The sequence below is a fragment of the Microbacterium rhizomatis genome (assembly GCF_008710745.1).
Taxonomy (GTDB): domain Bacteria; phylum Actinomycetota; class Actinomycetes; order Actinomycetales; family Microbacteriaceae; genus Microbacterium; species Microbacterium rhizomatis.
This window is the reverse complement of the sequence record NZ_VYSA01000001.1, coordinates 301318-313590: the sequence shown is the minus strand read 5'-3', so window position 1 is coordinate 313590 and position 12273 is coordinate 301318. Positions and strand designations below refer to the sequence as shown.

13 protein-coding genes, 1 other RNA gene and 1 pseudogene are annotated in these 12273 nt (G+C 66.7%); 6 read left to right on the top strand and 9 right to left on the bottom strand.

Going from position 1 to position 12273, the window contains the following annotated elements; all coding sequences use genetic code 11:
- Positions 1-3 precede the first annotated feature (3 nt).
- A complete protein-coding gene (locus tag F6B43_RS01560; RefSeq protein ID WP_150447181.1) occupies positions 4-1041 on the top strand; it encodes an epimerase in 1038 nt (345 codons plus the stop codon).
- Positions 1031-1705, top strand: a complete 675-nt coding sequence (locus F6B43_RS01555; RefSeq protein ID WP_150447180.1) for a TetR/AcrR family transcriptional regulator — start codon at positions 1031-1033, stop codon at positions 1703-1705. Before F6B43_RS01560 ends, F6B43_RS01555 begins: the two co-directional genes overlap by 11 nt.
- Before the next feature lie 48 nt (positions 1706-1753).
- On the opposite strand, the gene F6B43_RS01550 is transcribed toward F6B43_RS01555, so the two are convergent.
- Both F6B43_RS01550 and F6B43_RS01545 read right to left on the bottom strand, forming a co-directional pair.
- The gene (locus F6B43_RS01550) at positions 1754-2548 is read right to left on the bottom strand and encodes a CPBP family intramembrane glutamic endopeptidase (RefSeq protein ID WP_150447179.1); all 795 of its coding nucleotides are present in this window, start codon (positions 2546-2548) and stop codon (positions 1754-1756) included.
- Positions 2545-3033: a hypothetical protein gene (locus F6B43_RS01545; protein WP_150447178.1), complete on the bottom strand. Its 489-nt coding sequence runs from the start codon at positions 3031-3033 to the stop codon at positions 2545-2547. The genes F6B43_RS01550 and F6B43_RS01545 overlap by 4 nt, the downstream gene beginning before the upstream one ends.
- 170 nt (positions 3034-3203) lie before the next feature.
- Between F6B43_RS01545 and F6B43_RS01540 the strand changes: the two genes are divergently transcribed.
- Entirely contained in the window at positions 3204-4058 is an 855-nt protein-coding gene (locus tag F6B43_RS01540; protein ID WP_170285532.1) for a MarR family winged helix-turn-helix transcriptional regulator, read from the top strand.
- A 94-nt stretch (positions 4059-4152) separates the two neighbouring features.
- Here the strand turns inward: F6B43_RS01540 and F6B43_RS01535 are convergent, their stop codons facing one another.
- Positions 4153-5061, bottom strand: a complete 909-nt coding sequence (locus F6B43_RS01535) for an AraC family transcriptional regulator (RefSeq protein ID WP_170285531.1) — start codon at positions 5059-5061, stop codon at positions 4153-4155.
- A gap of 122 nt (positions 5062-5183) precedes the next feature.
- On the opposite strand from F6B43_RS01535, the gene F6B43_RS01530 reads away from it, so the two are divergent.
- Complete coding sequence (locus F6B43_RS01530; RefSeq protein WP_150447175.1) at positions 5184-5882, top strand: alpha/beta hydrolase; 699 nt, start codon at positions 5184-5186, stop codon at positions 5880-5882.
- Between the two features lie 21 nt (positions 5883-5903).
- Here the strand turns inward: F6B43_RS01530 and F6B43_RS01525 are convergent, their stop codons facing one another.
- Entirely contained in the window at positions 5904-6686 is a 783-nt protein-coding gene (locus F6B43_RS01525) for an SGNH/GDSL hydrolase family protein (protein WP_150447174.1), read from the bottom strand.
- A 176-nt stretch (positions 6687-6862) separates the two neighbouring features.
- Here F6B43_RS01525 and F6B43_RS01520 point away from each other — a divergent pair, with 176 nt between their 5' ends.
- The gene (locus F6B43_RS01520; protein ID WP_150447173.1) at positions 6863-7852 is read left to right on the top strand and encodes an AraC family transcriptional regulator; all 990 of its coding nucleotides are present in this window, start codon (positions 6863-6865) and stop codon (positions 7850-7852) included.
- Here F6B43_RS01520 and F6B43_RS01515 read toward each other — a convergent pair.
- Entirely contained in the window at positions 7849-9240 is a 1392-nt protein-coding gene (locus F6B43_RS01515; RefSeq protein WP_150447172.1) for a DUF2252 domain-containing protein, read from the bottom strand. The two genes, F6B43_RS01520 and F6B43_RS01515, sit on opposite strands and share 4 nt — an antisense overlap.
- Positions 9241-9413: 173 nt before the next feature.
- Between F6B43_RS01515 and F6B43_RS19805 the strand changes: the two are divergent.
- A pseudogene (locus F6B43_RS19805) lies at positions 9414-9743 on the top strand (tyrosine-type recombinase/integrase); the annotation flags it as partial.
- Positions 9744-9750: 7 nt separating this feature from the next.
- Here F6B43_RS19805 and ssrA read toward each other — a convergent pair.
- From ssrA to F6B43_RS01490, 4 genes are all read right to left on the bottom strand, one after another.
- Positions 9751-10119: a transfer-messenger RNA gene (gene ssrA / locus F6B43_RS01505) on the bottom strand.
- A gap of 121 nt (positions 10120-10240) precedes the next feature.
- Positions 10241-10984, bottom strand: a complete 744-nt coding sequence (locus F6B43_RS01500) for an anti-sigma factor (protein WP_150447171.1) — start codon at positions 10982-10984, stop codon at positions 10241-10243.
- On the bottom strand, positions 10968-11555 hold the full coding sequence (locus tag F6B43_RS01495; RefSeq protein ID WP_150447170.1) for an RNA polymerase sigma factor: 588 nt from the start codon (positions 11553-11555) through the stop codon (positions 10968-10970). Before F6B43_RS01495 ends, F6B43_RS01500 begins: the two co-directional genes overlap by 17 nt.
- 13 nt (positions 11556-11568) lie before the next feature.
- Complete coding sequence (locus F6B43_RS01490; RefSeq protein WP_150447169.1) at positions 11569-12204, bottom strand: class F sortase; 636 nt, start codon at positions 12202-12204, stop codon at positions 11569-11571.
- Positions 12205-12273 lie beyond the last annotated feature (69 nt).

The window sequence follows — 12273 nt, the reverse complement described above, 5'->3', positions numbered from 1 at the left end:
GGTATGGAAGATCCTCAGCATCCCATCGCCGTCATCGCGGGCGCGAGTGGCTTCATCGGCACGGCCGTCTCGAAGGCTCTCACCGAGGACGGCTACGAGATCAGGCTCATCGGTCGCAGCGCCGCCTTCCGCTGGGGTGATCAGGCTGCACTGAGGCGTGCCGTCGATGGCGCGGCACTTCTGGTCAACCTGGCCGGAAAGTCCGTCAACTGCCGTTACACCGATCGGCATCGCGACGAGATCTTCCGCTCGCGCATCGACACGACCCGCGCGCTGCGCGAGGCTGTCGCGGCGGTGGAGCATCCTCCGATCGTGTGGATGAACGCGTCGACGGCCACCATCTACCGGCACTCGACCGACCGCCCGAACACGGAAGCCGACGGACGCGTCGGCGAGGGCTTCTCGGTCGACGTCGCCACCTCGTGGGAGCGTGAGTTCTTTGCCGGCTCACTCCCCCGGACCCGCCGAATCGCTCTGCGCATGGCGATCGTGGTCGGCGACGGGCCCGCCACTCGGCTTCTGTTCGGCCTCGCCCGGCTCGGACTGGGCGGGACGCAGTTCGACGGCTGGTGCCCACCCCATCGCCGATACCGCGGCATCGGCGCGCACCCGACGGGCCCGGATCGAGCGCCGTGGCACCGCACCCACGGGCACCAGCGGTTCAGCTGGGTGCACATCGACGATGTCGTACGCGCGATCCGCTTCATCCGCGACGATGTCCGGCTCGAGGGGGCTGTCAACATCGCGTCGCCGAACCCGACCGACAATCGCACCCTGATGCGCACGCTGCGCAGCGTCGTCGGCGCTCCGATCGGCGTGCCCACCCTCCGGTGGATGCTCGAACTGGGCATGTGGGTGATGCGCTCCGAGTCCGAGCTCATCGTCAAGAGCAGGTGGGTACTGCCCGAGACACTCACGACTTCGGGATTCACCTTCGCCCACCCTGTTCTGGAAGAGGCGCTCCAAGAAGTACATGCCGACAGCATCCGTGGATCGCGCATGAGCCGTGATGAGCCGAGGAGTCAGCCCCATGTCCGCTGACGAGCTGGGGAGAAAGGGCGACCGTACGCGGATGCGCATCCGCACTGCGGCGCTCCGCTCGTTCCGCGAGCACGGCTACGACGCGACGACCATCCGCAGGATCGCGGATGAGCTCGGCCTGTCGGTCGGGGCGACGAACTATCACTTCCCGTCGAAGAACCACCTCATCCAAGAGCTCTACCGCGATGTGCAGGAGGCCCATCGTGCGGCCGCGGAGCCGGCCCTCGCGGTCGAGACGAACCTGATCGAACGCCTGCGGATCGTCTATTCGGTAGGGCTCGATCAGCTCGAGCCGTACCATCCGCACGCCGGCGAGTTCCTCTCCGCGGCCGTGTCGCCGCGCTCGCCCATCAATCCCCTGTCTGAGCAGTCCGCCGAATCACTGACGATCGTGCAGAATCTGTTCATCGAGGCCATCGACGGCGCGGCGGCGACCGGACTCCCCAACGATGTGCGCACGCTCCTCCCCCGCGCACTCGTCCTCGCCCATCTCCTACTTGCGATGTTCTGGGTGTACGACAGCTCGGACGATCGGATACGTACTCGACGGCTGCTCGATCGTGGGCTGGGCCTGTTGAAGACCGCCCTGCCGATGGCACGCCTGCCGATCCTCCGCGGCCTCGTCAAGGATCTGCTGTCGCTGGTCGGCGAGGTGCGGGCCTAGCGTCGAATCGCGACGTCAATCACTCCATGCGCTCGCGCTCTGATGTCGCTACGAAGCAGTGGGACTCGTAGCGGTGATCCGTTCGTCTGCTCCGCGAATCACGAAGGCGACACCGATGAAGGCGACCACGATCGCGATGATCTCGAGCGTGCCGCCGAGCGCGAAGAACGGGCCGGGCGTGCCGTGACCGAGGCCGAAAGTCGAGAAGTCCCACAGGCCGTGGAGCACCATGGCCCAGATCAGGCTGCCGGTCACGCGCCGGAGGATGTAGAAGATCGTGCCGGCGCCGAACGCGAGCCCGACCTGCTGCACCGTCGGGCCGATCGCTTGACCGGTCAGCGCATTCACAAGGTGCATGAGGCCGAACAGCGCGGAGGTGAGCAACCACACCCACACCTCTGAGAGTCGGCTGCGCAGACCAACGATCAGCAGTCCTCGCGTGGTCAGCTCCTCCGTGAAGCCGACCAGGAGAAGGACGATGGATGCCGCGAAGAAGGCCCCGTCGTACGACCCCCAGTCGGTGGATGCGAGGTTGAGCACCAGGGCGACCACCATGAGAAACGGTGCGATGATCGGCCACTTGTGAGCCGACCGGTGCCGGTCGAACAAGGCCGGACGCCACCAGCCGAGGAGGGTGGTGGTGATGGCGAGGAGGATCGCGCTGACGATCAGCGAGAGCCCCGCACCGAGGAAGAGGTTGATGCCGCTCTTGCCGAAGTCGGTGTACGGGATCCCGAAGATCTGCTGCACGCCGAAGACGACGGCGACATAGGCGAGGTAGATGACGACGCCGATCCACACGCGGGGGCGGACACGGTATCGATCAGTGGCGTTCAGAGTCATTCGGACTCCTCGTGCGCCTCGACCTCTCCGAGCAGGTCCTTGAGCCCGAGGCCCCCGATGTTCTGCGCCTCGACCTCGAGGGTGGTGCCCGTCGTCGTGTCGGTCAGACCGATGACCAGGACGGTGCCACGGCGGTGCTTCGTGACCTCGAGGTCTTTGCGTTCGATGTGAGCGACCGGGTGCAGGTTCTTCCAGCCGCCGACCAGCCCGGTGCTCTTGCGCCCGAGAACATAGAGGCGCTCGGGCGACAGCGCCAAGACGAGGGAGGGGTAGCTGCCCCTGGATGCGGCGTTCACCCGCTCGCCGATCATGCCGCCCGCGACACCCCACGCCATCGTGTTGTTCCCGCCGCCTGCGACGCCCGCCGCGGCGCCGAGCACGCCGGCGAACGTGGAACCTCGCGGCATGACAACGGCCACATCGAGAACCTCGTCATCGGGAATCACTGCCTGCGCGCCCTCGCGGGCATGTTCTTCTCTGGACATCGGCTTTCTTCCCATCCGATCGACCGTCGACCCGGATGATCGACGAGTGCTCACCTCCACGCTACGCGAAGAGCAAGACATTCCTGAGCAAAAGACGCGGGCTTGACCGCACCGGCGGGTTGCCCGACAATCCGCCTGGTTGAATGGACGCGGAGGGGGCGTGCGCAAGGATGAATGCGACAGCGCGAGACCGCGGGATGGCGCTGCTGGGGCAATTCAGCGACGCGATGACGCACGTCTTCGATGACGCATTCGGGACGCGCTGGGCCGAGATCGACGACATCCTCGCGATGGCCGTGATCGTGGGCGACCACGGTGCGACGACCCGACAGCTCGCCGACACCAGCGGTCTGGGCAGACGCGCGATATCCCGCATGGTCGCCCGCTTATGCTCGGAGGGATTGGTCGCTACACGGCCATCGGGCAGTGACAGGCGCGCTGTAGAGGTGGTTCTCACCGACCGCGGCGAACGACGCGCAGCGGTGCTGCGCGACTCGATCGATGACTTCTTTCGCGAGAGCACCGAGATCGCCCGCGAGATCAGCGAGGGGCTGCGAACCACCCGGACCCCGCACGCGCGCGCGGTTTCCGTCGACCCGATCGATCTGCTTCAGCGCGTCTGCGAAGCGGGCGTATCGCTCGTGCGCGCCATGCCGGATGCCGCAAACCAGGGACAGCTCGCCGCTCGCCAGCGAGCGGCGCTCGTTCAGATCGCCACTCAGAGCGTCGTACGCCCGAACGACCTTCCGCCCTCCCTCGGAGTTTCGCGAGCGGGTGTGGCGTACATCGTCGACCAGCTGGTCGCCAAGGGATTCGTCCACCGTCGACGCGGAGCCATACCCGAAGACCGGCGAGCCGTCGTCCTTGAGGCCACCGAAGAAGGCGTCAGCGCCGTATACGCCGTGATGGACGCAATCGAACACCAGCGCGACATGCTTTCAGAGCTCTTCGCCGAGGTCGCGCTCTGGCGCCAACGGGCGATCATCCATGTGAGCGACCTCGTCAGGGACGAACCACAGCCGTGAAGTCCACGCCATCACCCGCTCGTCACGGCGGCGGTGCTCAGGTGATCGCGAGCCGCCAGCTACGGCACCATCCGTCTTCCCATACCGTCGACGACTACCTGGCTGCCGCGGGCGTGCACCCGAACTTGCGCCGAAAGGCTCGATGGAACGTGGTGACGTCGTCGAATCCGCATTCCGCCGCCACACTGCCGATGGTCTTCGCCGATGACTGGGGTGCTCTCAATACCGACCACGCCCGCTCGAGGCGTTCGTCTCGCAGCCATGCCGCGAATGTCTCGTGATTTCCGGCGAAAGCCGCTTGAACCGTACGGATGGAGCAGGAGAAGGCCCGCGCGATGTCCTCCGCGGATAGCCGCGGGTCCCGCATCCGCTCTGTCGCAAGGAGCTTGAACTGCTCGAGGCGGTCTGGTCGAGCAGCACCGTCGGGACGTGCAGAGTCGCCGAGGAGTGCGACGACGGCCGACGCCATGCTTGCCGCCACGCGGGTACGGCCGCTGCGGAGCATTTCCGTGACCAGACCCATTTGAGCGGCGACCTGCCGGCCTAGTGCCGCGGTCGCCATCATGTCGTTCACCCGCCGTGTGGCCGCATAGTCCAGCATCAGATCAGACCGAGGAATCCGGAGCGAGAACAGATTCAGGCGCTGGCGGGCGTCGGCCAAGACGTGAAATGGAGCGGTGTTGTCGAGGAGAAGCGCCGATCTGGCCGGCCGGGTCCATTCCTCTCCCCGTTGCCGAAGCCCCCACGGGCCGATGCTGTAGTTCAGGAAGTACGCATCGTCCGGTGTACGCGATACGGACTGACGATCCCGGCGGCCCTGGACGCCCGGAGTGTTGATCCAACCGAGCGACAATCCGCCCAGATCGAACAGGGCGAAATCCGCGTCGAATACTCCGCCCTCAGCCGGGCGGTCCGGGCGGACGCCGACATAGACGTCGGCGATGCCGTCGCAGAACGCGTCGAAGTCGCGCCCGCGGCTCAGACCGCGGGTGGTTCCGGTCACGTACGCCGCGGACCACATTTCGCCTACTGCCACAACTCTGCACCCGACGCCACTGTCGGGCCCCTCCCGTCTGCCTATTGTGGACCTCGGATCAGAGCCGATCAACGTACGAAGGAGCCGCAATGGCGAACGAATCAACCATTCTTCTCGTCCACGGTGCGTGGCACGGTTCGTGGGCGTGGGAGCCGCTCGCGGTGATCCTGCGTTCCCGGGGCTGGGAAGTCAGGACGGTAGACCTCCCCACCGTCCACTCGCAGCGGAAGGCCGACCTTTCCCTCGCCGACGACGCGGATGCCGTCGCCGCTGCGATCGCCGACATCGATGGGCCTGTGACCGTCGTCGCCCATTCGTACGGCGGCGTACCCACCACTCAAGGGGCCACGGATCCTCGCGTGCAGCACATCGTCTACATCGCCGCGTTCGTGCTGGACGAAGGCGAGTCGCTCCTCGCGGCCGTCGGCGGGGTCGCGCCCGATTGGTGGCATATCGACGGCCCGCTCGCCACCGCAGGAGACAGCAGCCAGCCGCCGGCGAGCCTGTTCTACGGCGACCTCGGCGACGCAGAAGCCGCTGAATACTCGGCGATGCTCTTGCCGCAGAGCGTGAAAGCCTTCACCGATCCCGTCTCGACCGTCGCGTGGCGCGACCGACCGACGACCTACGTGATCACGGAGCAGGACGCGATCTTCCCCGTCTTCGCTCAAGAGGCGCTCGCCGAGCGTTCCGGCTCGGCGACGCACCGCCTGGTCGCCAGTCATTCGCCGTTTCTCAGCATGCCCGGAGCCGTCGCCGACATCATCGAGAGCGCCGCTCGGGGGTGAGCTCCCGCGCAGCAATCCGCCCTAGCGGTGAAGCGAGGGGATGATGTGGGCGCCGATGCGACGACCCCACCGCGCGTAGGTGCGAGGAGTGAGGTCGTTCGCGGCATCCAGATCGATCATCGGTGTCCCCGACCGTGCGCAGACCTCGCGGGTCTCTGCGTCGAGCAGTCGTGCGTGCTTCCCCGTGATCCGACGTGCGACGGGTGTGAGCGACCTCGTCAGGTGCATGCTGGCCGCGCTCGTGACGAACACTGACGCCGGCCCCGAAGACGTCAAGAACTCCACCAGTTCGGTCATGCTGCGTTGCCAACTACGGCGACCTGTCAGACAGAAGGCATCGGTCGTCGCGAGCATGAGGACGACCGCGTCATAGTCCGCGAAATCGACTCCGGCAAGACACCCGAGCGTCGAACGAGCGGACGCATCCGGCTGCGCGATGACGGAGACCACGGCTCCGCGTGCGGCGTGTTCTGCGACATAACGTGCCAGAGTGCCGGCGATCCCCAGCTCGTGGATCAGCACGCCGCAACCCGCGGCCGGCCCGTCACCGATGATGAGGATCCGGATCGGATCGACCCCGGGGATGCTGACCACGGCCGGCTCTGCCGGATAGCACCATCCGCGTTGCTGCCGGGTCGATGCTCTGAACAGGCCCCAGAAGAGTGGACCGAGCACCACCTCCGGGTTCTCCCACATCCCGCCGCGACCGGGCGAAGCCCTCCGGGCGGGGGCGCGCCTGGGGTCGACGGCGCGCTCACCGGCGACGAGTGCGGATCGCGGACGGACCGGCATCTGGGGACTCATCGGCTGTCGCCTTTCCGGAGAACGTCGCTTGCCGCTTCTGCGGCGTCTAACCGTATGGACACGAGCACGACGATCGATATCCGATTCGCGCACCAGAGCGTCCGATCTGCGCATGCGCATGCCGTCGGCGCGCAGTGGCGGCGCGTAAGATCCATGGTGGATCAGAGGTGAGCGAGATGTTTGAGAGCCACCGCGTCGCAACCAGTCGCGACGCCGAATCTGCCCGGCAGTCCCTCAGCGAAGTCTTCCTCCCCGTCGACTTCGCCTCGGTACCTGCATCGACGACCTTCGAGATGCACCTCAACGCGCTGACGGTCGGTCGAGTCACGTGTGGCTACATGAGTTTCCGCGATGCCGTGCACATCGAGACGGCGGAGGCCGAGAACTATCACGTCGACATTCCGACGGAAGGCCGAGCGATGATGCGTGCGGGACTCGGCTCGCCGCTGTACGGAACGAACCAGACTGCGGGTATGTTCATGCCGGGGCGTCCGGTGCAGATCCGGAGCGAGGATCGCTTCTCACAGCTCTCGCTGATGATCCCGCGCGACCACCTGCAGCTGGAGCTCCAGAACCTCCTGGGCCGGGAGCTCTCGCGCCCGCTCGAGTTCGGCGGCGAGATCGACCTCGCAACGCAGGGTGCTCAGGCGATGCTGCACGTCGTGCGGATCATCGACGAGGCATCGTCCCAAGCGGGAGGACTGCTGGCTCATCCGCTGGCTGCGCAGAAGCTTGAGCAGGTTCTCATTCACAGTCTGCTGTTCGCGCAGCCGCATAACCACTCGGCCGAGTTGGCCGGCCGCACCCCCTCCGTCGGGACTGAGCCGGTCTCGCGCGCTGCGGAGATCATGCGCGCCGACCTGGGGCATCCGTGGAGCGTCACGGAACTTGCCTCGGCGGTATCGGTGAGCGTTCGCGGCTTGCAGGACGGTTTCCGGCGGTCCCTCGGCACGACGCCCATGGCCTACTTGCGCGACCTTCGACTAGAACGCGTTCATGCGGAACTCGCCGACGCCGTGCCTGCGACACACAGTGTGACCGGAGTCGCCGCGCGCTGGGGTTTCGTCCATCTGGGGAGGTTCGCGGCGGCCTACCGTGCACAGTTCTCGGAGAGTCCGTCTGAGACCCTGCGGTCACGACCCCCGCGGCGCCCGGAGTCGGCTTAGACACCCGTCTCTGCCGGGAGGCGTCCGGATGCGACGGCTCGCCGCAGCAGCTCGAAGTCGGCCTCGGCCACATCGGCGTAGGCGGCCGACCATGCCGTCGTCGCCTCCGCGAATTCCGCGGATCGCCCGAGGTAGCTGACGATCGCGGCCGACGCGGGAGACTGCCCGTGCGCCCGGGCCAGGAGCGAGGCGCAGAGCGCCCCGTACGAGCTGAACTGGTCGGCGTCGAGCTCCGTCAGTTCGATCGATCCCTTCATGTCGCGGAACTGCCGCCAGTAGTAGTCCACGCGGTGACGATCCGCCGAGTCCCCGGCCCAGCCCCGCATCCATCCGACGAAAAGGTCGGAGTTCGCCTGAAGGATCCGCTGGGCGGCGACCACGCGATGACCCTCGATGAAGTCGCTCTCGCCATGGCGGCCGGGAATGATCGACCGCCGGCCGCCGTACGTCGTCAAGACGGACGGCGGGGCCTCCTTCACCTGCAGGAACAGCATGTCGCCGGTCGGACCCTCGACGGCGAGCAGGTAACAGCGGGTGCCGACACTGCCGACACCGACGGCCCGCAACGCGAAATCGACGACGCGGTACTGCTCCAGCAGGAACGCGATGTCTTCGCGCAGGGTCGCACGGTACTGGATGAACAGGTCGGTGACCTCGCCGAGGGTCGCGTGGTCGACGTGGCGCAGGATGGGAGGCTGGTCCACGATGCGGATGCCCCCGTCCACCGAGAACGTCGTCAGGCGCTGCAGGAGACGCTCGGACGTGCGTGCGCGAGCCTTCTTCGCCGCTTTGCGGACCGTTCTGGCGCCTTTCTCCCCGAGGCGGCGAGCGACCGTGGAGGTGTCGACCCGCGTGTAGTAGCGCTCCCGCGTGGAGAGGCGGCAGTACCCCCGCAGCATCTCGCGGTAGGCATCGGCCGCGGCGAAGACTGCGTCGCGGCATGCGTCCTCACCCAGGCCGATGTCGCGCCCGCTGATGTGCACGCTCGCGGTGAGCCGGCGCACGTCCCACTCCCAGGGCGCCACGCCGCCCTCGTCGAAGTCGTTGAGGTCGAACACGAGGGCGCGTTCGGGTGATGCGAAGAACCCGAAGTTCGATATGTGGGCGTCGCCGCAGGAGACCACTTCGAGGTCGGTGGTGGGTGCATCGCGTAGATCGGCGGCCATCACCGCGGCCGTCCCACGGTAGAACGAGAACGGGGATTGCAGCATCCGTCCCACCCGCACCGGCACAAGATCCTTCAATCTCGATGCGTGCTGTTCGTCGAGGATGGCGAGCGGGTTCCGGTCGACGGGGAGGACGAGCTCGGCCAGGCCGCGCCGAGGGATACGCTTGCGCACCGTTCGGCCGACTTCGTGCGCGGATGACCGTCGCTCCTCGTTGCTCATGGGGCACGTTACCGCGTGACGGCAGCCGTCGGAGGGGAATCGTCGAATGATGCCCGCCAGCACCGCATCGAAAGAGCCTGCATCGCGTCGAAAGAGGAGCGGTTCGTGGAGACGGAGGGAATCGCATCGGCACAACGTCGTCGTTCGCCGCCGCGCCCGAGCAGTCCGGTGTCGAGCGACTCACGCCGCACGACCTCCGCCACACAGCAGCGAGCCTCGCGATCTCGTCCGGTGCGAACGTGAAGGCGGTGCAGCGCATGCTCGGCCGCAAGTCGGCGGCCATGACCCTCGACACCTACGCCGATCTCTTCGAGGACGACCTCGCCGACGTCGCGCTCGCCTCAACCAGGGCGCTCTCACCGCTGACGTCGCGCGGATCGTTCAGGTATGAATGTGGGCAAGCCCGAAGAGTGTGGGCAAATCGCGAAACGGCACCGCACACGATCAAACGAAAAGGGCCAGAGACCCGCGTGATTCCGCGGATCTCTGGCCCTCTTCCGTGACAGCGGTTCGTGGAGATGGGGGGAATCGAACCCCCGTCCATCGCTGAGTCTCTGCGCATTCTCCGGGCGCAGTCTGTGAAGGCGTTCTGCTCGGCTCCGACATTTGTCACAGACACCTAAGTCGACGAGCCCAGCCTGGGAAGAGTCCCACGCGACGTCCAGACGCCGTCACGCAGCAAGTCCCCTAGATGACGCAAGGGTCCGTAGCGGGAACGCCTACGGTCTTACGGAGTTCAGGCTCGCTTAAGCAGCGAGGGCGAACTCATTGCGATTTGCATCGGCAATTATATTTTTGCAGAGGTCGTTTACGAGATAACCCTGCATCCTCGGCCCGCTTCTCGCAGATCATAAGACGATGTCGAAACCGATCATCCCCGTGATCCTTCTTTCGAAGGCGGCCGCTGTCACGCTGTTGACTTGTCACACCCGCCACCGAGGTGGCGAGCATCCCAGTCTACAACGGATGCCGCATCCCGCCCATTCCCCCGCGCGCTCCGTCAGACGACGCGGCCGTCGAACCTGAGCTCACCACGAACGATCGAGTCGCCGGAGTGGCTCGGATTTCCGTCGATCTTCTCCTGCGAGATGTCGACCAGCACGTAGTCCTTCAGGTTGACGCCCGCGGGGATCGGGAATGTGCCTTCCGTGCCGTCCAAGACCCCGAGGCTGATGAGCGCCGACGCATCGGCCGTAATCAACCACACTTCCCGGTAGGTGTCGGGCGTCTGCGATGCTTCCAGCGTCACTCGCACGACCTGCTCGCCGTCGCGCTTCTGCTCGACGAGAGCAGAACCTTCGGCACCGGGATGATCGGGAAATGGCGCGAGCGCGGCCTCCGCGACCGGGACGAGCGCCGAGCGCTGACCGAGCGCCCACCCGCCGAGGCCGATCCCTGCGAGCAGCGCGATCGCAGCAGCGAGCGACCAGAACGTGCGTAGTCGCGACGCTCGGGATCGACGGACGGCCCCCGCCGCGACCTTCTCGTCGGCGCCTTCATCGGAGGGCGCACTGAGGTGCAGCTCCTGCGCGATCCGCGTCCACACCACGGGGTCCGGCGTCTCGATCTCGCCGACGTCGATCGTCGCGCGACCGACCTGAACGGCGCGCGTCAGTTCCTGGAGCTCTTCGGCGCACGTGGCGCATTCGACGAGGTGTGCAGAGTCGGCGCGGGACGCGACCGGCTCGCCCATCGCCAGAAGCGCGAGCTGGTCCGGGTCGAGGTGATCATCGGGGCGCGGCATGGGTCACCTCCAATCTGGTTCGCAAGCGGGAAAGACTTCGTCGGATATGGCTCTTGACCGTTCCCAGTGGCATTCCCAATCGCGTCGCGATCTCCTGATGCGACAGGTCATCGAAGAACGCCATGCGTATCACCGTGCGGGCATCGGGTTCCAGTCGCTCCAGCTCGCTGGCCACCAGGATCGTGTCGCCGAGGTCTGCGGTCGGAGCAACGACGAGCTCTTCCGGGCTGACCGTCCGCTGCAGCTGGTCCTGCAGCATCCGGATGCGCGTGCGTGTCTCATGCGTATCGGCGATGCGGCGTTTGGCGATCACGACCAGCCACGTCGACAAGCGACCCTTGTCAGGATCGTACGACCCGCGCGATGTCCACGCCGAGACGAACGTGCGTTGCGTGACATCCTCCGCGTCGCTGCGGTCACCCAGCGATCGCAGGGCCAGCGTGTAGACCACCGGCGACCAGCGTCGGTAGACCTCTTCCAGTGCGCGCTCGTCTCCGGCGGCGAAGCGCATGCTGAGTGCTGCCTCGCGGTGGGGAGGGGATGCGGCATCCACGGCGTCTTCCTCGATCATGTGCGCGGACCGATCATGCGACGGGCTTCGCGATCATGACCACGTTATCCCGGTAGTGACCGGTCGAGGAGTCGAACTCTCCCCCGCACGTGATGAGGACCAGCGCGGGAGGACCCGTCCGTTCGAACAGCGCGGCGGTGGGCAGCTCGGCCTTCGGATAGTAGGTGATGCTCTCGACGGCGTAGCGGAGCATCCCCCCGCCCGTCGTCGCGACGACGACCTCGGAGCCGGCGGGCACGTCACGGAGCGAGGCGAAGGGGCCGATGGGATAGTCCGGCGAGTCGATGTGCGCGGCGATGACGGTATTGCCTTGCCCGGTCGACGGGTCGGGGCCGTAGCGGTACCAGCCCGCGATCGCCGGATCCGGGGGGAGCTCCATGAAGCCGTCACTCTCGACCCCGACCGGAATCACGGGCACGTCGATCCCGATCGCGGAGATCGCGACGCCGACGGGAGGATCGCCCTGCGTCGGGGGCGCGAGCGTCGCCGCCGACCTCGGGATATCTGCCGGTGCCGTCTGTCGAGGGGGCGGAGTCGTCGCCGACTCGCTGACGATGGGCGGCGCGGCGGCCGGCGCGGGCGACGAGCACCCCGACAGCACAACAGCTGTCAGGGCGATCGCGATCAGGGAGGCCTGACTTCTTCTCATCGGCGTAGGGAACTTCCTCGGGGAGAACCGACCGCGGGCAGCGAACACGCGAAGCGTCTGGGGGGGTCG

What these genes read in the sequence shown, in the direction of transcription:
- F6B43_RS01545 (WP_150447178.1), bottom strand. Translation starts at nt 3,033, where the DNA reads ATGTCCAGAGAAGAACATGCCCGCGAGGGCGCGCAGGCAGTGATTCCC.
- F6B43_RS01550 (WP_150447179.1), bottom strand. Translation starts at nt 2,548, where the DNA reads ATGACTCTGAACGCCACTGATCGATACCGTGTCCGCCCCCGCGTGTGG.
- F6B43_RS01540 (WP_170285532.1), top strand. Translation starts at nt 3,204, where the DNA reads ATGAATGCGACAGCGCGAGACCGCGGGATGGCGCTGCTGGGGCAATTC.
- F6B43_RS01560 (WP_150447181.1), top strand. Translation starts at nt 4, where the DNA reads ATGGAAGATCCTCAGCATCCCATCGCCGTCATCGCGGGCGCGAGTGGC.
- F6B43_RS01525 (WP_150447174.1), bottom strand. Translation starts at nt 6,686, where the DNA reads ATGAGTCCCCAGATGCCGGTCCGTCCGCGATCCGCACTCGTCGCCGGT.
- F6B43_RS01490 (WP_150447169.1), bottom strand. Translation starts at nt 12,204, where the DNA reads ATGAGAAGAAGTCAGGCCTCCCTGATCGCGATCGCCCTGACAGCTGTT.
- F6B43_RS01495 (WP_150447170.1), bottom strand. Translation starts at nt 11,555, where the DNA reads ATGATCGAGGAAGACGCCGTGGATGCCGCATCCCCTCCCCACCGCGAG.
- F6B43_RS01515 (WP_150447172.1), bottom strand. Translation starts at nt 9,240, where the DNA reads ATGAGCAACGAGGAGCGACGGTCATCCGCGCACGAAGTCGGCCGAACG.
- F6B43_RS01555 (WP_150447180.1), top strand. Translation starts at nt 1,031, where the DNA reads ATGTCCGCTGACGAGCTGGGGAGAAAGGGCGACCGTACGCGGATGCGC.
- F6B43_RS01530 (WP_150447175.1), top strand. Translation starts at nt 5,184, where the DNA reads ATGGCGAACGAATCAACCATTCTTCTCGTCCACGGTGCGTGGCACGGT.
- F6B43_RS01500 (WP_150447171.1), bottom strand. Translation starts at nt 10,984, where the DNA reads ATGCCGCGCCCCGATGATCACCTCGACCCGGACCAGCTCGCGCTTCTG.
- F6B43_RS01520 (WP_150447173.1), top strand. Translation starts at nt 6,863, where the DNA reads ATGTTTGAGAGCCACCGCGTCGCAACCAGTCGCGACGCCGAATCTGCC.